We start from the raw sequence: 17,707 nt of genomic DNA, 5'->3' as shown, positions 1-17,707 counted from the left end.
CCGCTAGGCGACGCGGCCCCACTGACCGGTGTCGGCGACGCGCGAAGCCACCGACTTCATCGCCGCCATGTAGCGGGTGACCGACTTCTTGGCGACAGGGTTGTCGGGGTGCATGATCGCCATGACCGTGCCCTCGCCGTAGCGGAAAATGTAGATGGTCAGTTGGTAGGAAAAGCGCCCGTCGGGATAGATGCCGATGTTGTTGGCCAGCCCCATGTCGGCCGCGGCGAGGATCGCGTTGAGCGGCGCCGCGCCGCCGTGCAAAAAGTTCGACACCGGAAAGTTGGGACGCGGCCAGTTCAACCAGGGCGCCAACTCCAGCACCCGGTAATACGGCACTCGCGCCAAATCCAGACCCGAATCGAATGACGCCTGTGCGGCCCAGGCGGCGTCACTGAACGACGTCGCCGCCACCGGAACCGTGATCGGAATCAGGCCGGTGAACCAGCCTTGCGTCATGAAATTGTCGCTCGCGGTTCGGGAATCTCTCGGCGTGAGCCCGTAATACGTGAGTGCACCGGTAAATTCGTGTTCCACCAGTCCGAGGCAGGCGAACAGGCCACCGACAAAGCGTGCCCCGGCTGCCGTGCAGGCCGCCTCGAAGCGTTCGGTCTGCGCGGGATTCATCAGCACTTCGGAGGTCATGTCACTGCGGGTGGCCTCCAGCGGATTGCCCAGTGGCAGTGGGAATTCCGGGAACCCGTCTCGATTGTTCTCAGCGAACTCGATCCAGGCGCGGACGCCCGGCGAGTCCACCGTCAACTCCGCGGTGTAGTCACGCTCGCGAATACAGAAATCGTCGAAACTCCCGGCATCGGGCAATGTGAGTGCTTGGCCGGTTCCGCTCAGCGACGAATACATGCCGTTTGCTTCCAGCATTGTGGTGCCGATCAATGTGGCATCGCCATGCACGTGATCCATCGCGGCGAAGAAAGTGAAGTGCTCCTCGTTCTGGATTACCCCGAACGTGAAACAGCCCCACTCCAGCGGATTCGGAATATCGATGACGTGGGCACGTATTTCGTCGACGGTCATGACACCCTGATCGACCGGGATGAATTCGATGTCAGCCGGGTCTTCGAGCGCATGCCGGATGAAGTCGCCGTCATCCACCTGCTTGAACCAACTGCGGAAGGTGTCGTGCCGGCGGAGGTAGGCGTTGACGGCCTGATCCATCGCTGCTATGTCACACTTCCCAGCCACTTCACAGCTGGCGATGATCTGCCGAGAAAAGTTCAGCCCCAATACTTTGCGTTCGCAATAGTTTCGAAGGTGTTGACTTTGCATGTAACTGACCGGCACTGAACTGACCGGTGCCCGGCTTGCCTTTTCCTGGGCTTCCACAGTCGGATGCCAAGAAGTCACCGAACCGCCACTCAACGTCCATTCATCAAGTGCGCCAACGGTTATCTGCCCAATGCGCAAAGCGCCGTCCTCCCAGATAGGCGACCGCCATCCCCCGAAGTCCGGTCAAATCTTCGACCGGAACACCCTCGCATGTCACCGATGCACATGCAATAGTGTCCGACGGGGGTTGGCGTGCGGCGTGTGGCCGCAGGGGTCAAAACATGCGGCTGCAGGCCGCGACATGACCGACGATACAAGGAGTACACCGGCATGGAATCGGCCGATCTTCCAATCGAACTCGCGCCACGCTTCGCGATCGTCGGCTATGCGGCCCGGTTCCCCGGAGCCCAAGATGCCGACCAATTCTGGGATCTTCTGCGCGAGGGCCGTGAAGCGATAACCGAGGTTCCGGAAGATCGCTGGGACGTCGATGAATTCTTCGATCCCGAGCCCGGAGCACCGGGCAAGGTGGTGACCCGCCGAGCCGGATTCGTCGACGATGTGACGGGTTTCGACGCGCCGTTCTTCGGCATGTCGACCCGCGAGGTCCGGCTGATGGATCCGCAGCACCGGCTTTTGCTCGAGACCGCTTGGCGCGCAGTGGAACACTCGGGTACCGCGCCGACTTCTCTTGCGAAATCCAATACCGGCGTGTTCGTCGGGCTGGCCACTCACGACTACCTGGGCATGGCATCCGACGAGCTGACCTATCCCGAGATCGAGGCCTACATGGCCATCGGGACGTCGAACGCCGCGGCCGCCGGCCGGATCAGCTATCGGCTCGGCCTGCAGGGCCCGGCCGTCGCCGTCGACACCGCGTGCAGCTCGTCACTGGTGGCGATCCATCAGGCCTGCCAGGCGTTGCAGCTGGGTGAATGCGACCTGGCCCTGGCCGGCGGCGCGAACGTCCTGCTCACCCCGGCGACGATGATCACGTTCTCCAACGCTCACATGTTGGCCCCCGACGGCCGGTGCAAGACGTTCGACGCCGCCGCAGACGGCTATGTGCGCGGCGAGGGCTGCGGTGTCATCGTCATCAAACGCCTCGAGGACGCCGTCCGTGACGGCGACCGGATCCGCGCGGTGATCCGCGGCAGCGCAATCAACCAGGACGGCGCATCAGGCGGCCTGACCGTGCCAAACGGGGTGGCCCAGCAACGAGTCATCGCCGATGCGCTCCGGCGCGCCGGCGTGTCGCCGAGCGAGGTCGGATACCTCGAAGCGCACGGCACCGGGACGTCGTTGGGCGATCCGATCGAGGCCCAGGCCGCGGGCGCGGTACTGGGTGCGGGGCGCGAAGCCGACCGGCCGCTGCTGATCGGGTCGGCCAAGACCAACATCGGGCATCTGGAGGCGGCCGCCGGCATCGCCGGCGTCATCAAGGTCATCCTGGCGCTGGAAAACGAGACGCTGCCCAAACACCTCAACTTCGAAAACCCCTCGCCGCACATCCCGTGGGATCGGCTGGCGGTGGAGGTGGTGAAGGAAACCATCCCCTGGGAACGCAACGGCCGGGCCCGGATCGCCGGGGTCAGTTCGTTCGGCTTCGCCGGGACCAATGCGCACGTGATCCTCGAAGAGGCTCCCGAGCAATCCGTCGCCCCGACACCGAGCGAGCAGTCGAGCGCAAAGTTCAGCATCCTGCCGCTGTCGGCGCACACTCCGGACGCGCTGCTCCAGCTCGCCGATCAGTACCGCAGCTGGCTGTCCGCGCACCCGGAGGCCGGCCTGGCCGACGTGTGCCACACCGCGGGCGCCGGACGAGCACATCTGGGGCACCGGGCCGCCCTGGTGGTGAACTCCCGCGAGTCTGCCCTCGAATTGCTCGGGGCACTCGCCGACGACCGCCCGGCACCCGGCCTGGTGCGCGGCGAATCGTATGACAAACCCAAGACGGCCTGGTTGTTCACCGGTCAAGGCAGCCAGTACCCGGGCATGGCCCGGGAGTTGTTCGACACCGAGCCGGTGTTCGCCGAGACCGTGCGGCGCTGCGCCGTCGCCGTCGATGGTATTCTCGAAAAGCCGTTGCTGGATGTCATTTTCGATGTCGACGGGCCGGACAGCGATGAGACGCTGCGACAGACGTCTTACGCGCAGCCGGCGTTGTTCGCCGTGGAAATGGGACTGGCCCGGCTCTGGCAGTCCTGGGGCTTCGAGCCGGACGTGGTGCTCGGACACAGTGTCGGCCAGTACTCGGCGGCCTGCGTCGCGGGCGTGTTCAGCATCGAGGACGGCGCCCGGCTGATGGCCGAACGCGGCCGGCTGTTCGGCAGCCTGCCCGCCGGTGGCCGGATGGTCGCGGTGTTCGCCGACGCGGAACGGGTCGAAGGCCTGACCGACGAGTTCCCGAGCCTGTCGGTGGCCGCGTACAACGGTGCGAACACCGTATTGTCCGGGCCCGCAACGGATCTGGAGCAGGCAGTGGCCCGCTTGGCCACCGACAACGTGCGGTGTGACTGGCTGGAGACCAGCCACGCGTTCCACTCGGCGCTGCTCGAGCCGATCCTCGATGAGTTCGAAACCGCCGCGAGCCGAGTCGATTGCACTGCCCCGCAACGCATTCTGATCGACAACCGCACCGGCGCCGCGCTGGGCCGCAGCGTCAAGCTCGACGGTGCCTACTGGCGCCGGCACGCGCGGCAACCGGTGGAGTTCGCCAAGAGCGTGCAGACACTGGCCGACCTGAACTGCAAGCTGCTGCTGGAGATCGGCCCGCGCCCGGTGCTCACCGCGGCCGCCCTGAGCGCCTGGCCCGACCCGGCCACCGCGCCGCGGGTGATCACCTCGCTGCGCCGCAACACCACCGATCACCGCCAGATCACCGAAGCCCTCGCCGACGCGTACGTCCTGGGGCACCTGCCCGATTTCGACGCGCTGCGCCCCGCCCACGCCCGCAAGCTCGACCTGCCGACCTATCCCTTCGAGCACCGCCAGTACTGGTACCGCGACGACCGGGAACGCCCCAACCAGCTCCAGCATCTCGGCGGTCCGCGGACCGAGGCCGTACGCCTGCTCGAGGATGGCCGGCTCGACGAGTTGGCGACCCTGATCGGCGGGGACAGCGGCGACCGCCAGGTCGTGGATGTGCTGACCAAGCTTGCCGCCCAACACAACCGCCAACGCACCACACAATCCATCGCCGACGACCGGTACGAGTTCCGCTGGCAGAAGTCCCCCGCCGCACTGTCCGGCCCGGCCGCCGGCGCGGCCACCTGGATCCTGATCGGCGAGGAGTCCGCGGCAGTGCAACCGCTGGCCGAGGCATTGAGCGCGCGTGGTCACCAGCACCGGTTCGTGGGGTTGCCGGACTCTGAGGCCGACGAGGCAGACCTGGCCGAGGTGTTGCGTGCGGCGGCAGCCGACGATGCGCCGCTGCACGTTCTGCACGTGGCGGCGGTCGACTCCGAGAGCGCACCGTCGATGCAGTCGTTGTTGCGGATGCAGCACCGGATCCTGGGCGGGACGCTGCGGCTGTTCCGTGCCGCGGCGGCCGCCGAACTGCGCAGCCCCATCTGGGTGGCGACCCGCGGCGCACAACGCGTCACCGACACCGACACCGACACCGACACCGACACCGTGGCGCCGGACCAGAGCTGCCTGTGGGGTTTCGGGCGGGCCGCGGCCCTGGAGCTTCCGCAGCTGTGGGGCGGGTTGGCCGATCTGCACGACGGCAGCGCCGACGAGTGGTCGCGACTCATCGACCGGGTGACCACGCCGCAGGATGCGGCCGCCCGCGAGGACCAGATCGCGCTGCGTGATGACGCGGTCTACGTTCCGCGGCTGGTCCGGCGTGAGCAGCTGCCCAGCGGTACGCCGCTGCCGCTGCGCGACGACGCGAGCTACCTCGTGACCGGAGGCCTCGGCGCCATCGGGCTGGAGGTCGCCGCATACCTGGCCGCCCACGGCGCCAAACAGCTGGTGCTGACCAGCCGGCGCCCGGCCGGTGAGACCGCTCAGCAGCGCATCGACACGCTGAGCGAGCAGTACGGCTGCACCGTCCGGGTCATCACCGCTGACGTCGCCGACGCACACGACGTCGCACGGTTGCTCGCCACCGTACGTGCCGAACTGCCGCCGCTGGCCGGCATCGTCCACGCCGCCGGCGAGAACAGCACCACCGCGATCAGCGACCTGACCGACGCCGAAGTCGACCGCGTCTTCTCCGGAAAGGTCTGGGGCGCCTGGCATCTGAGTGAGGCCGCCGCGGACCTGAAGCTCGACTTCTTCGTCAACACCTCCTCGATCGCCTCGGTGTGGGGCGGATTCGGGCAGACCGCTTACAGCGCAGCCAACGCCTTCCTGGACGGCCTGGCCTGGCGGCTGCGGGACCACGGCGTCGCTGCGACCAGCGTCAACTTCGGCCCCTGGTCGGCGGGCATGGCCGACGCGGAATCCCGGGCACGACTGGAACAGCGCGGAATCCGCACGCTGTCGCCGGCCGACGCGCTGGCCGGCCTGGCCGATGTGGTGGCGTCGGCGGGGCAGGGCTCGACCCAGGGACTGGCCCAGGGCGTCATCGCCCGGGTCGACTGGGCGCGTTTCCTACCGCTCTACCAGCAGGCCGGGCGGCGGGCGTTCCTCGCGGAGCTGGAACGCGAAGTGCCCACCCAGTCGTCCGCAGCCGGGGTCGCCACCGCGTCCGGCAAGACTCAGCTGGTCGAACGGCTGGCAAGTGCGCCGGTGCAGCAGCGCAAGAAGCTGCTGACCGATTACCTGCGCGACGCCGTGGCCGAGGTGACCCGCGTGGACGCTGCCGAGATCCGTGAGGACGCCGGGTTCTTCGACCTCGGCATGGATTCACTGATGGCCGTCGAACTTCGGCGCCGCCTGGAAACCGGTCTGGGCCACGAGATTCCGGTCACCCTGGTGATGGATCACCCACGGTTGTCCGATGCGGCCGACTGGCTGCTCGGCGACGTGCTCGGACTCAGTGAGCAGGCGCCTGCCGCGGCGGCACCGGCATCGGTGGCCTCGCGCACCGACGATCCGATCGCGATCATCGCGGTGTCGTGCCGCTTCCCCGGAGCGCCCAACCCCGAAGCGTTCTGGGACGTGCTGTCCGGTGGTGTCGACGCGATCCGGGAAGTCCCGGAGGACCGGTTCGACATCGACGAGTTCTACGATCCCGACCCAGACGCCCCGGGCAAGACCTACACCCGCTTCGGCGGATTCCTGGATGGCATCGACGGATTCGATCCCGAGTTCTTCGGTATCTCACCCCGCGAAGCGGTGTGGATAGAACCGCAGCAGCGGCTGATGCTCGAAACGGTGTGGGAGGGCCTGGAGCGAGCCGGGTACTCACCGGCCAGCTTGCGCGGCAGCCGGACCGGCATCTTCACCGGGGTGGCCGCCAACGAGTACGCGCACCTGTTGTCGGCCGAACCGATCGACAAGATCGAACCGCACTTCATCACCGGTAACGCCCTCAACGCCATCTCGGGCCGGGTGGCCTTCGCCCTCGGCTTCGAAGGCCCGGCAGTGGCCGTGGACACCGCCTGCAGCTCGGCGCTGGTGGCCGTGCATCAGGCCGTGCAGGCGTTGCACTCCGGGGACTGCGACATGGCCCTGGCCGGTGGGGTCAACGTGCTGCTGAGCCCGGTGACCGTCATCGCCGCCTCCCGCGCCAGGATGCTGTCCCCGGTCGGGCGCTGCAAGACGTTCGACGCCTCCGCCGACGGTTACGTGCGCAGCGAAGGCTGCGGCATCCTCGTGCTCAAGAGACTCAGTGACGCCCAACGCGACGGCGACCGAATCTGCGCCGTCATCCCGGCCAGCGGGGTGAATCAGGACGGTGCGTCCAGCGGCCTGACCGTGCCCAACGGCGGTGCGCAGCAACGGCTCATCACCTCGGTGCTGGCCCGCGCCGGACTGTCCGGCGGTGACGTCGACTACCTCGAGGCACACGGCACCGGCACGCCACTGGGTGACCCGATCGAGGTCCAGGCGGCCGCGGCCGCCTATGGCGGCTCCCGCGCCGCCGATCGGCCCCTGCTGATGGGCTCGGTGAAGACCAACATCGGCCACACCGAATCCGCCTCGGGCGCCGCCGGATTGATCAAGGTCGTGCTGTCCTTGCAGAACGAGGTGTTGCCGCAGAGCCTGCACTTCGACAACCCGTCGCCGCACATTCCGTGGGACTCCCTGTCGGTGCGGGTGGTCAACGAGGCGCTGCCGTGGCAGACCAACGGCCGGCCGCGTCGGGCCGGGGTGAGCTCCTTCGGATTCACCGGCACCAACGCCCATGTGCTCATCGAAGAGGCACCGACTGCCACGGTGGAGGCGCCCGCCGCGGGCGACGACCCGGCACCCGTCGACCCCGCCGAGCAGTCCACCGCCAATGTGCTTGCGCTGTCGGCCCGGTCACCGGAAGCACTGGTGTCCCTGGCCCGCCGTTACGAGAACTGGCTGGACGCCCACCCGGACGTCGACATCGCCGATGTGTGCCTGACCGCCGGAACGGGCCGCTCCCACTTCGAGCACCGCGCCGCGCTGGTCGTCGATTCGATCGACGACGCCCGCATGGGTCTGGCCGACCTGGCCGAGAACCGCACGCGACCCGGTGTGCTCCGCGGTGAGCACACGAATCACCCGACGACGGCCTGGTTGTTCACCGGTCAGGGCAGTCAACATCCGGGGATGGCACGTCAATTGTTCGACGCCGAACCGGTTTTCGCCGAAACCGTGTCCCGCTGTGCCGAAGCGGTCGCCGACATCCTGCCCAAGCCGCTGCTGGAGGTCATGTTCGCCACCGGTGGTGAGGCGGCGGAAACGCTGCGGCACACCTCGTATGCGCAACCGGCGCTCTTCGCCGTCGAGATGGGCCTGGCCCGGCTGTGGCAGTCCTGGGGCATCCAACCCGACGTGGTGCTGGGGCACAGCGTCGGGCAGTACGCGGCGGCCTGCGTCGCCGGGGTGTTCAGCCTCGAGGACGGCGCCCGGCTGATGGCCCACCGCGGCCGGCTGTTCGGCAGCCTGCCCGAGGGTGGGCGCATGGTGGCGGTGTTCACCGACCCCAAGCAGGTCGAGCAGATCTCCGGCGAGTTCCCGCGGGTGTCGGTCGGTGCCTACAACGGGCCCAACACCGTGCTGTCCGGTCCGGGTGAGGATCTGGAGAAGGCGGTCGCCAGGTTCGAGGAGGAGGGCATTCGCTGCACCTGGCTGCAGACCAGCCACGCCTTCCACTCCGAACTACTCGATCCGGTGCTCGATGAATTCGAATCGTTTGCGGCCCAAGTCCAGTACGCGGCACCGACGTTGCCGCTGGTCTGCAACCGCACCGGCGCGGTGCTCACCGCCCAGACCGTGATCGACGCCCAGTACTGGCGACGCCATTCCCGCCAGCCCGTGCAGTTCTCCGAAAGCGTGCGCACCGTGGCGGCGCTGGGCTGCTCGGTGCTGATGGAGATCGGTCCGCAGCCGGTGCTGACCGGGGCCGCGGTGCAGGTGTGGCCCGAACATCTCCCTGCGCCGCGAGCCATCGTCTCGCTGCGCAAGGGCGTAGATGACCGCCGTCAGATCGCCGACGCGCTGGCCGCGGCCTACGTCGGCGGGCACCGGCCCGATTTCGCCGCCGTGCATGGCGGGCCGGGCCGACGGGTCGAACTGCCCACCTATCCGTTCCAGCGTCGCCGCTTCTGGCCAAAGGGCGGGGCGATCGCTGTCGAAGGCGGGGTGGGCTCCGGCGGCTCCGGAATCCTCGGCAGCGGTAAGGATCTCGCATCCGGCGACTCGGTCTACACCAGCCGGTTGTCCGTCAAGTCGCAACCGTGGCTGTCCGATCACGTCATCTACGGCACCGTCGTCGTCCCCGGCGCCACCTACGCGGCTATGGCGCTGGCCGCGGTCGGCACCCCGGCGCGGGCCAAGGATGTGTTCTTCTACGAGCCGATCATCTTGCCGGAGAAGAGCTCCCGAGAGGTGCAGTTGACGCTGCATCCCGTGGAGACCGGCGGTGAATGGACGTTCCAGGTACACAGCCGCCCGTACGGCGAGCGGGATGCGGAATGGTCGTTGAACGCCGAGGGCACCGTCGTGTCCGGTGTGGAAGACGGCGCCGACGAGCCGGCTGCCGACAGCGATCCCGTCGACGAGGCGATCGAACGCCTGGAGCGGATGCGTCCACAGGAACTGTTCGAGACCTTCGCCGACCTGGAGCTGGCCTGGGGACCGACCTGGTCCGGTTCCCTGAAGTCGTTGTGGCTCGGGGAGGGTGAGGCGATCGGCGACATCCTGGTCGGTGCCGAACTCGCCGAACAACTGGGCACCGAGCCGATGCACCCGGTGCTGATGGATTTGTGCACCGGTGTGGCGTTCCCGGCCTTCCCGGCGCTGCTCGCCGCGGAGCAGGGGGTAAACGATCTGTTCCTGCCGCTGCGGTACGGGCAGGTGACGCTGAAGGAGAAGATGCCGCGGCGCTTCTACTGCCGCGCCCGGTGGCACGAGAGCGCCCTGGATAGCGAAACCCAGGTGTTCGATCTGGAGTATCTGGATCGGGATGGCCGTCACCTCGGCGGGATTCGCGAGTTCACCGTCAAACGCGCGCCGCGGGAAGCCTTGCTGCGCGGCCTCGGCGGGGACGCCACCCGGCTGCTCTACACGCTTGGCTGGAACGAATTGCCGCCTCCGCCCGCGACCGAGGACGGGTCCGAAACCGCCGCCGGCACCTGGCTGATCGCCGGGTTCGACGAGCTGGCGGCACAAATTCCGGGCTGCATCCCGGCCAACCAGGCCGCCGATCCGGAACTGTTGGGACAGCTGCTGACTCAGGCTCAGGAGCGTGGCCTGCCGTTCTCCGGTGTGGTGTGGCGGGCCGGTGCGCCAGGCATAACCGAATCCGCTGCCGACGCGTCCGCGCGGCTGGAGAACGAGATCGAGAATCTGCTGTCCGCGGTGCACACCGTGCAGGGCGGACAGAAACTGCCCGGCGGGTTGTGGATCGTCACCGAGCGCGGTGTGGCCACCGAGTCCGGTGAGCCGGTCGATCCGGTGCAGAGTGCGCTGTGGGGCTTCGGACGCACGACGATCAACGAGGAACCGGCGTTGCGCGCCAAGCTCGTCGACGTCGACGGTTCACCCGAGGCCGTGCAGATGCTGGCAACGCTGTTGGCCACGCCGGTCGACGAGCCGGAAATCGCGATGCGCCAAGGGAAGCTGCTGGCGTCGCGATTGTTGCCGTGGGCGCGCAGCGGGCATCTGACGGTCCCGCGTGGCGGTGACTACGTGCTGGCGCCCACCGAGCGCGGCGCGATCGACAACTTGCGGATCACCGAGAAGGACGTGCCGGCACCCGACGAGGGCTACGTGCAGGTCCGCGTGGAGGCGGCGGGCCTCAACTTCCGCGATGTGCTCAACGTTCTGGGTCTCTACCCGGGTGATCCCGGACCGATCGGTGGTGACTTCGCCGGTATCGTCACGCAATTGGGTGAGGGCGTCACCGGAGTCGACGTGGGGCAACGTGTCTACGGCTCGATGCAGGGGGCGTTCTCCAGTCGGTTCAACGCGCCGGCACAGTTCCTGGCACCGATACCGGACGGGATCAGCGCGGTGGAGGCCGCGACGATCCCCGCCGCGGCGCTGACGGTCCGGCTGGCGTTCGACTGGGCGCAACTCAAGCCCGGGGACAAGGTCCTCATCCACGCCGCCAGCGGTGGTGTGGGCCTGGCCGCCATCCAGATGGCGCAGGCCAAGGGCGCCACGGTGTTCGCCACCGCGAGCACCTTCAAGCGGTCGACGCTGCGCAAGCTCGGGGTCGAGCACGTCTACGACTCGCGCACAACCGACTTCGCCGATCAGATCCTGGCCGACACCGACGGTGCGGGTGTGGATGTGGTGCTCAACAGCCTCACCAGCGAAGGGTTCATCGAGGCGACGCTGCGGGCCACCGCCCCGAATGGCCGCTTCGCCGAGATCGCCAAGCGCGACATCTGGTCATCGGAGCAGATGACCGAGGCCCGGCCCGACATCGCCTACGAGATCGTCGCGCTGGACACCGTGATGTTCACCGAGCCCGATCGGATTCGCGATCTGCTCACCGAGGTATCCGAGGGCCTGGCCCCAGCCGACGACTCCTCGCGCAAGCGCTCGTCGGAAACGGAGTGGACGCCGCTCCCAGCCGAGATCTACCCACTCACCGAAGCCAGGGCGGCATTCCGCCGCATGCAGCAGGCCCGGCACATCGGCAAGATCGTGGTGCAGATGCCGAACCCATTGCAGCCGAAGCCCGATCGCAGCTATCTGATCACCGGCGGACTCGGTGCGATCGGCCTGCACACGGCGGCATATCTGGCCCAGCTCGGTGCCGGCGACATCGTCCTGACCAGCCGGCGTGCGCCCGACTCGGACGCACAAACGTTGATCGAGGAGATCACCGAGCGCTACAAGACCCGTATTCACGTCTTTACCGCTGACGTCGGGGTCGAGGCCGAGGTGGCGAAGCTACTGGAGCGGATCCGAACCGAGTTGCCCCCGTTGGCCGGTGTGGCGCATCTGGCGGGTGTGCTCGACGATGCGCTGCTCGGTCAGCAGAGCCTGGAGCGGTTCCGGACCACGTTGACGCCCAAGGCTTTTGGTGCCAGCCACCTGGACCGGTTGACGAGGGACGACGATCTGGACTTCTTCATCGTGTCCTCGTCGGTGTCCAGCCTGTTCGGTTCACCGGGACAGTCGAATTACGCGGCAGCCAATGCGTGGCTCGATGGCCTGGTGGCACAGCGCCGGGCGCAGGGTCTGCCGGCCACCGGGGTCAACTTCGGCCCGTGGGCCCAGGGCGGCATGGCCTCCTCGGAGGCGGCGACGGCGAACATCAGTGCGCAAGGCCTGATTCCGCTGGATCCGTCGGCGGCGCTGGCCGCGCTCGCCGAAGTCGTCGCCAACGGAACCGGTCAGGCCACCGTGCTCAAGGCCAACTGGCAACGCGCCGCGAAGGTGCTGGGCAGTTCGCGTCCGCCGATCCTCGACCTCGTGTTGCCGAGTGCCGCGGGAGAGGTTGTCGGTGACAGCGAGGTGCTCAAGCAGCTGCTCGAGATCCCGGTGCCGCAGCGGGCCGGGTTCGTCACCGAGTTCCTGCAGAAGGAGGTGCAGAACTTCCTGCGCCTGGCCCAACCGCCGGCGGCGACCAGCCGGTTCCTGGATCTCGGCACGGACTCACTGATGGCGATCGAACTTCGCAACCGGCTGCACAGCCAGTTCGGCGGAAAGTTCACGCTCAACGCCACGGCGGTGTTCGACTACCCGACCATCGGCGGCCTCGCCGAATATCTGGTGGGCCAGCTGCCCGATGCGGACGCGGCGGATTCGCCGGAGACGGAGACCCCGGCCGCAGACTAGCCCCGCGAGCAGACGTAAACCCGTACCAAATCCCTTGATTTGTTACGGGTTTACGTCTGCTCGGCGGGTGAGGTGACCCAGCGGGTGGCGGCGACCTCGGCGGGCAGCGGTTGATGGAGTGGCACGTCGAGCCCGTCGTAGATGCCCGGCTTTTGTTCGGCCAGCCAGTTGACGGCCCCGAGTAGCCGGTTGGCCGCGGTGGTGTTGCCGCCGTCGGCGCGAGTCCCGCCGGGTACGTCGGCGCGGGTCACGATGGTCAGCTGCGGGTCGCCGTCGATGATCACCCGGTGGTCGCCGACACCTTCGTCGGGTTGTGGCCAGTCCGGGGCGCAGGACGGGTGGATGCGGGTGATGTGGTCGATGACGATGCGCTGTCGGCCATTTGACCAGCCGATCACCTTGAGCCAGAAGGCACCTTGAGTGCCTTGCTCGAAGCGGCCCATGACGGTGTCGATCGCTTCGTCGAGCGGTCTGCGCTGCACATCCTCGGTGATCTCGTCGATCTCCAGCCCGAGTCCGCGGCCGATCATCCGAACGTTTCCGCCCCACACCATCGTCGGGATCGAGGGCAACAGCATCAGCGGCACCTCGTCCATCGAGCCGCCGAATCCGCAGCGCACCCGCACTGCCTCGGGCTGGTTGTAGGTGGAGTAGTCGAAGATCTCCTGGCAGCAGATCGTGTCGATCCGGGTGCAGAGACTGGCGGCGGTGACGGCCAGCGCGTCGTTGCCCCAACCCGGGTCGACACCGCTGACCAGCAGCGTCGCGGATCCCTCGACCGCGGCGGCGGTCAGCCGCTCGACCCATTCGGCCGGCGCCGAGACCGGGTCGTAGAGGGAGTAGAGCGACGGCGTGACGACGTGCGCACCCGACCGCAGGCACCGTTCGATGTCGGCGATGGCCTCGTCGGGACGAATGTCACCCGAGGCCATGTAGGCAACGGCGTCGCACTGGGCAAGCGCCGTGTCGACATCGGTGGTGGCGATGACGCCGGTCGGGGCGTCGAGCCCGGCGAACGCCGCGGCGTCACCACCGGCTTTGTCCTCGGACGACGTGATGACCGCGCTCAGTTGCAGGCCCGGGAACGCCGTGGCCGATCTGATCGCCGTCGCGCCCATGTTTCCCGTGCCCCACACCGCGATTCGACGCATCCGGTCACCCTAGTGGCCAAATTCGTGAGGATCGTCACAATGAACCAAAACCACAGGTCAGCGGTGCTGCGATGAGTGGCTACAAACCTCGATCAACCGCTGGGTTGGTTAGCTGCCAGAAATTGCTCAGAGTTTCTTTGCGTTGAAGTTACTGAACGGTATAGTTAGCCGCAGTTACTGGTGGGTAACTTATCCGAAGTACCCAACCTCAGGTGGCATTCTCACGAGGAGGAAAAGTGAGCCACTACAAGAGCAATGTCCGCGACCAGGTATTCAACCTGTTCGACGTCTTCGGCATCGACAAGGTGTTCGGCTCCGGCAAGTTCGCCGATCTCGACCAGGACTCGGCGCGTGAGATGCTCGCGGAGATCGCCCGTCTGGCCGAGGGACCGATCGCCGAATCGTTCGCCGATGGCGATCGCAACCCGCCGGTGTTCGATCCCAAGACCCACAGCGTGAAGCTGCCCGAGTCGTTCAAGAAGTCGATGCGCGCGCTGCTCGAAGGTGGCTGGGACAAGGTCGGCCTGTCCGAGGAACTCGGCGGTATGCCGGTGCCGCGCGCCCTGCAGTGGGCCGTGATCGAGCACGTCCTCGGCGCCAACCCCGCGGCGTACATGTACGCGATGGGCGCGGGCATGTGCGAGATCTTCTACAACAACGGCACCGACGAGCAGAAGAAGTGGGCCGTGCTGGCCGCTGAGCGCGGCTGGGGCGCCACCATGGTCCTCACCGAGCCCGACGCGGGCTCCGACGTCGGCGCCGGCCGCACCAAGGCCGTGCAGCAGGAGGACGGCTCCTGGCACATCGACGGCGTGAAGCGCTTCATCACCTCCGCCGACTCCGACGACATGTTCGAGAACATCATGCACCTGGTGCTGGCCCGCCCCGAGGGCGCAGGCCCGGGCACCAAGGGTCTGTCGCTGTTCTTCGTGCCGAAGTACCACTTCGACTTCGAGACCGGCGAATTGGGCGAGCGCAACGGCGTCTTCGTCACCAACGTCGAGCACAAGATGGGCCTGAAGGTCTCCACCACCTGTGAGCTCACCTTCGGTCAGCACGGCACGCCCGCCAAGGGCTGGCTCGTCGGCGAGGTTCACAACGGCATCGCGCAGATGTTCGACGTGATCGAGCAGGCACGAATGATGGTGGGCACCAAGGCCATCGCCACCCTGTCGACCGGCTACCTCAACGCTCTCGAGTACGCCAAGGAGCGGGTGCAGGGCGCCGACCTGACCCAGATGATGGACAAGACCGCCCCGCGCGTCACCATCACCCATCACCCCGACGTGCGTCGCAGCCTGATGACCCAGAAGGCCTACGCCGAGGGCATGCGCGCCGTCTACCTGTACACCGCGACCTTCCAGGACGAGGACGTCGCCAAGGCTGTCCACGGCATCGAGCCCGAGTTGGCGCACAAGGTCAACGACCTGCTGCTGCCGATCGTCAAGGGCTGCGGGTCCGAGCGGGCTTTCGTCCTGCTGGGCCAGGAGTCGCTGCAGACCTTCGGTGGCTCCGGCTTCCTGCAGGACTACCCGCTCGAGCAGTACGTCCGCGACTCGAAGATCGACTCGCTCTACGAGGGCACCACCGCCATCCAGGCGCAAGACTTCTTCTTCCGCAAGATCGTCCGCGACAAGGGCCAGGCGCTGGCCTTCGTCTCCGGTGAGATCGAGCAGTTCATCAAGAACGAGACCGGCAACGGCCGACTGAAGACCGAGCGCGCCCTGCTGGCCACCGCGCTGGAGGACGTGCAGGGCATGGCCGCCAGCCTGACCGGCTACCTGATGGCCGCGCAAGAGGACCAGGCCAGCATCTACAAGGTGGGCCTGGGTTCGGTGCGCTTCCTGATGTCGGTCGGCGACCTGCTGCTTGGCTGGCTGCTGGCTCGCCAGGCCGCGGTGGCGATCGAGAAGCTCGACGCCGGCGCTACCGGTGACGAGCGCAGCTACCTCGAAGGCAAGATCGCGGCCGCGTCGTTCTTCGCCAAGAACATGCTGCCGCTGCTGAGCAGCACCCGCCAGGTCATCGAGACCCTCGACAACGAGGTGATGGAACTCGACGAGGCTGCGTTCTAGACCTCACGAGTAGCGCGAAAGCCCCCTTTTCCCTGCGGAATTGGGGGTTTTCGCGCGCTCGGGCGGCAACCGTGACGCGACCAGGCACACTGATCACATGACCGAAGCCCGCGGCATCCTGCTGGTCGTCTCGCTGATGGCGACGACGGCGCTGACCCTCGCTCTCGGGATCACCGATCCGTCCGCCCCGATGTCCTACCCGACCAAGTTCCTGGTGTGGAATCTGATTCTGGCCTGGATCCCGATGATCTGCGCGGTGGCTTTCGATCTGGTGGAGCGCCGGCTGTGGTTGTTGCCCCTCGGCCTGGTCTGGCTGGCGTTCCTGCCGAATTCCCCCTACCTGGTCACCGACCTTGTGCATCTCGGTGAGGGCTACGAATTGTGGCGCCACGTGCTGCAATACGGGTTCGCCGCGTGGACGGGAATCCTGCTCGGCGTGGTGTCGCTACTGCTCGTACATCGGCGACTGGACGACGAATTCGGTGCGTTCTGGGGCTGGCTGGCCGTGGTGGCGTCGGTGGCACTGTGCGCGGTCGGCGTGGTGATCGGCCGGTTCCAACGGTGGAACTCCTGGGACCTGGTCACCCGCCCCGACGCGGTGGTGGCGGCGACATTCGAATGGGTGCGCTCCCCGCTGTCCTACGTCCAGTCGACGGGCGTCGCGATCGCCGTTGCGGCGTTCTTCGGGCTGGCCTATCTGACGGTGTGGGCACTCAACGGGTTACGAACCTGACCGAGCAGGCCGCCGCCAGGGTCCAGAATTGCGGTGTGCCACGTTTCGGTGAGGTGCTTCGGCATCGGATGCTGTTGAGCTACCTGGCGATCCTGCTGGTGCTCTATCTGCTGGCCGCCGTGACATCGTTGGGCCGGGATGACGCGCGCGGCGAATGGATCGCGGTGGTGTTGTGCGGGCTCGGGCTGGTCGTCGCTGGGCGCGGGCCGATTGTCGGGCCGCGCTACCTCGTGGTGCTGGGCTGCGCGGCGGCCGCACCCGTCGCCGCGTTGCTGACGCATCGTCTGGCGGTGGCGCAGGTGTGGTCGCTGATTCCCCTGATGTTCCTGGCGGTGTTGGTGCGCAGCTGGCACCGGCCTTCCACCGCGCGGGTGATCGCGGCACTACTGGCGGCGGCGTCCGTGGCCGCCCTGCTGATTGCGCCCGCCGTGGTGCCGGCGCTGTGGCTGCTGCTCTTCACGGTGTCCATTGTGGGCGCAGCCGAGGTGCTCGGGCTGCTGCATGCGGCACTCCTGGATGCCGCCCTGCGGGATCCTTTGACGTCGGTGTGGAACCGGACCGGTGTGGAACGGGAGGTCGAGAACCTGGCCGCGCGGGCCCGCCGGCGTGGAGAGATGCTGGCGGTGATCCTGCTCGACATCGATGACTTCAAGTCGATCAACGATCAAGGCGGCCATGCAGCGGGAGATCACGTGTTGGTCCAGCTGGCCCGGTCATGGCGTTCCCGATTGCCCGGCTCTGCGGTGCTGGGCCGGCTCGGCGGCGACGAATTCGTGGCGGTGACCGCCGGCCTGGATGCGCAACAGGCGGCCGCGATGGCCGACGATCTCGCCAACCTGGGGCCGGTCTACGTCAGCACCGGCCTTTCCGTCGGGCCACCGGGCGACATCCGGGTATTCGCGCGACTAATGGAATCCGCGGACAGAAGCCTGTACCAGCGCAAGCGGCAGCGTAAAGGCATCATTTAGCAGCCGTTCCCCCGCCTCTGCGCCAGCGGATTGCGTTTCGGAATCGTTATCGAGGTTTATCCCATTTGCCACATGGGTAACTTCAGTAACAGCGGAGCGGACCCGCGA

The 17,707-nt window shown here is 67.3% G+C and carries 6 protein-coding genes; 4 read left to right on the top strand and 2 right to left on the bottom strand.

What is annotated here, in order from left to right; translation table 11 throughout:
- Positions 1 to 3: 3 nt before the first annotated feature.
- Positions 4 to 1,425: a condensation domain-containing protein gene (locus A5733_RS03855; protein WP_076239146.1), complete on the bottom strand. Its 1,422-nt coding sequence runs from the start codon at positions 1,423 to 1,425 to the stop codon at positions 4 to 6.
- 192 nt (positions 1,426 to 1,617) lie between these two features.
- Between A5733_RS03855 and A5733_RS03850 the strand changes: the two genes are divergently transcribed.
- Entirely contained in the window at positions 1,618 to 12,672 is an 11,055-nt protein-coding gene (locus A5733_RS03850; protein WP_076239145.1) for a type I polyketide synthase, read from the top strand.
- A gap of 50 nt (positions 12,673 to 12,722) precedes the next feature.
- On the opposite strand, the gene A5733_RS03845 is transcribed toward A5733_RS03850, so the two are convergent.
- Complete coding sequence (locus A5733_RS03845) at positions 12,723 to 13,823, bottom strand: dihydrodipicolinate reductase (protein WP_076239144.1); 1,101 nt, start codon at positions 13,821 to 13,823, stop codon at positions 12,723 to 12,725.
- A gap of 236 nt (positions 13,824 to 14,059) precedes the next feature.
- Here A5733_RS03845 and A5733_RS03840 point away from each other — a divergent pair, with 236 nt between their 5' ends.
- The 3 genes from A5733_RS03840 (at position 14,060) to A5733_RS03830 (ending at position 17,599) form a co-directional block, all read left to right on the top strand.
- Positions 14,060 to 15,898 (top strand): acyl-CoA dehydrogenase, encoded by a 1,839-nt coding sequence (locus A5733_RS03840; RefSeq protein ID WP_076239143.1) that lies wholly within the window; start codon positions 14,060 to 14,062, stop codon positions 15,896 to 15,898.
- Positions 15,899 to 15,995: 97 nt separating this feature from the next.
- Positions 15,996 to 16,631 (top strand): DUF1361 domain-containing protein, encoded by a 636-nt coding sequence (locus A5733_RS03835; RefSeq protein ID WP_076239142.1) that lies wholly within the window; start codon positions 15,996 to 15,998, stop codon positions 16,629 to 16,631.
- A gap of 35 nt (positions 16,632 to 16,666) precedes the next feature.
- A complete protein-coding gene (locus A5733_RS03830) occupies positions 16,667 to 17,599 on the top strand; it encodes a GGDEF domain-containing protein (protein ID WP_233152608.1) in 933 nt (310 codons plus the stop codon).
- The last annotated feature ends 108 nt before the right edge of the window (positions 17,600 to 17,707 follow it).

The sequence above is a fragment of the Mycobacterium sp. NS-7484 genome (assembly GCF_001953975.1).
Classification (GTDB): Bacteria; Actinomycetota; Actinomycetes; order Mycobacteriales; family Mycobacteriaceae; genus Mycobacterium.
The sequence above is the reverse complement of the archived record's forward strand: the minus strand, read 5'-3'. Positions and strand labels throughout refer to the sequence as shown.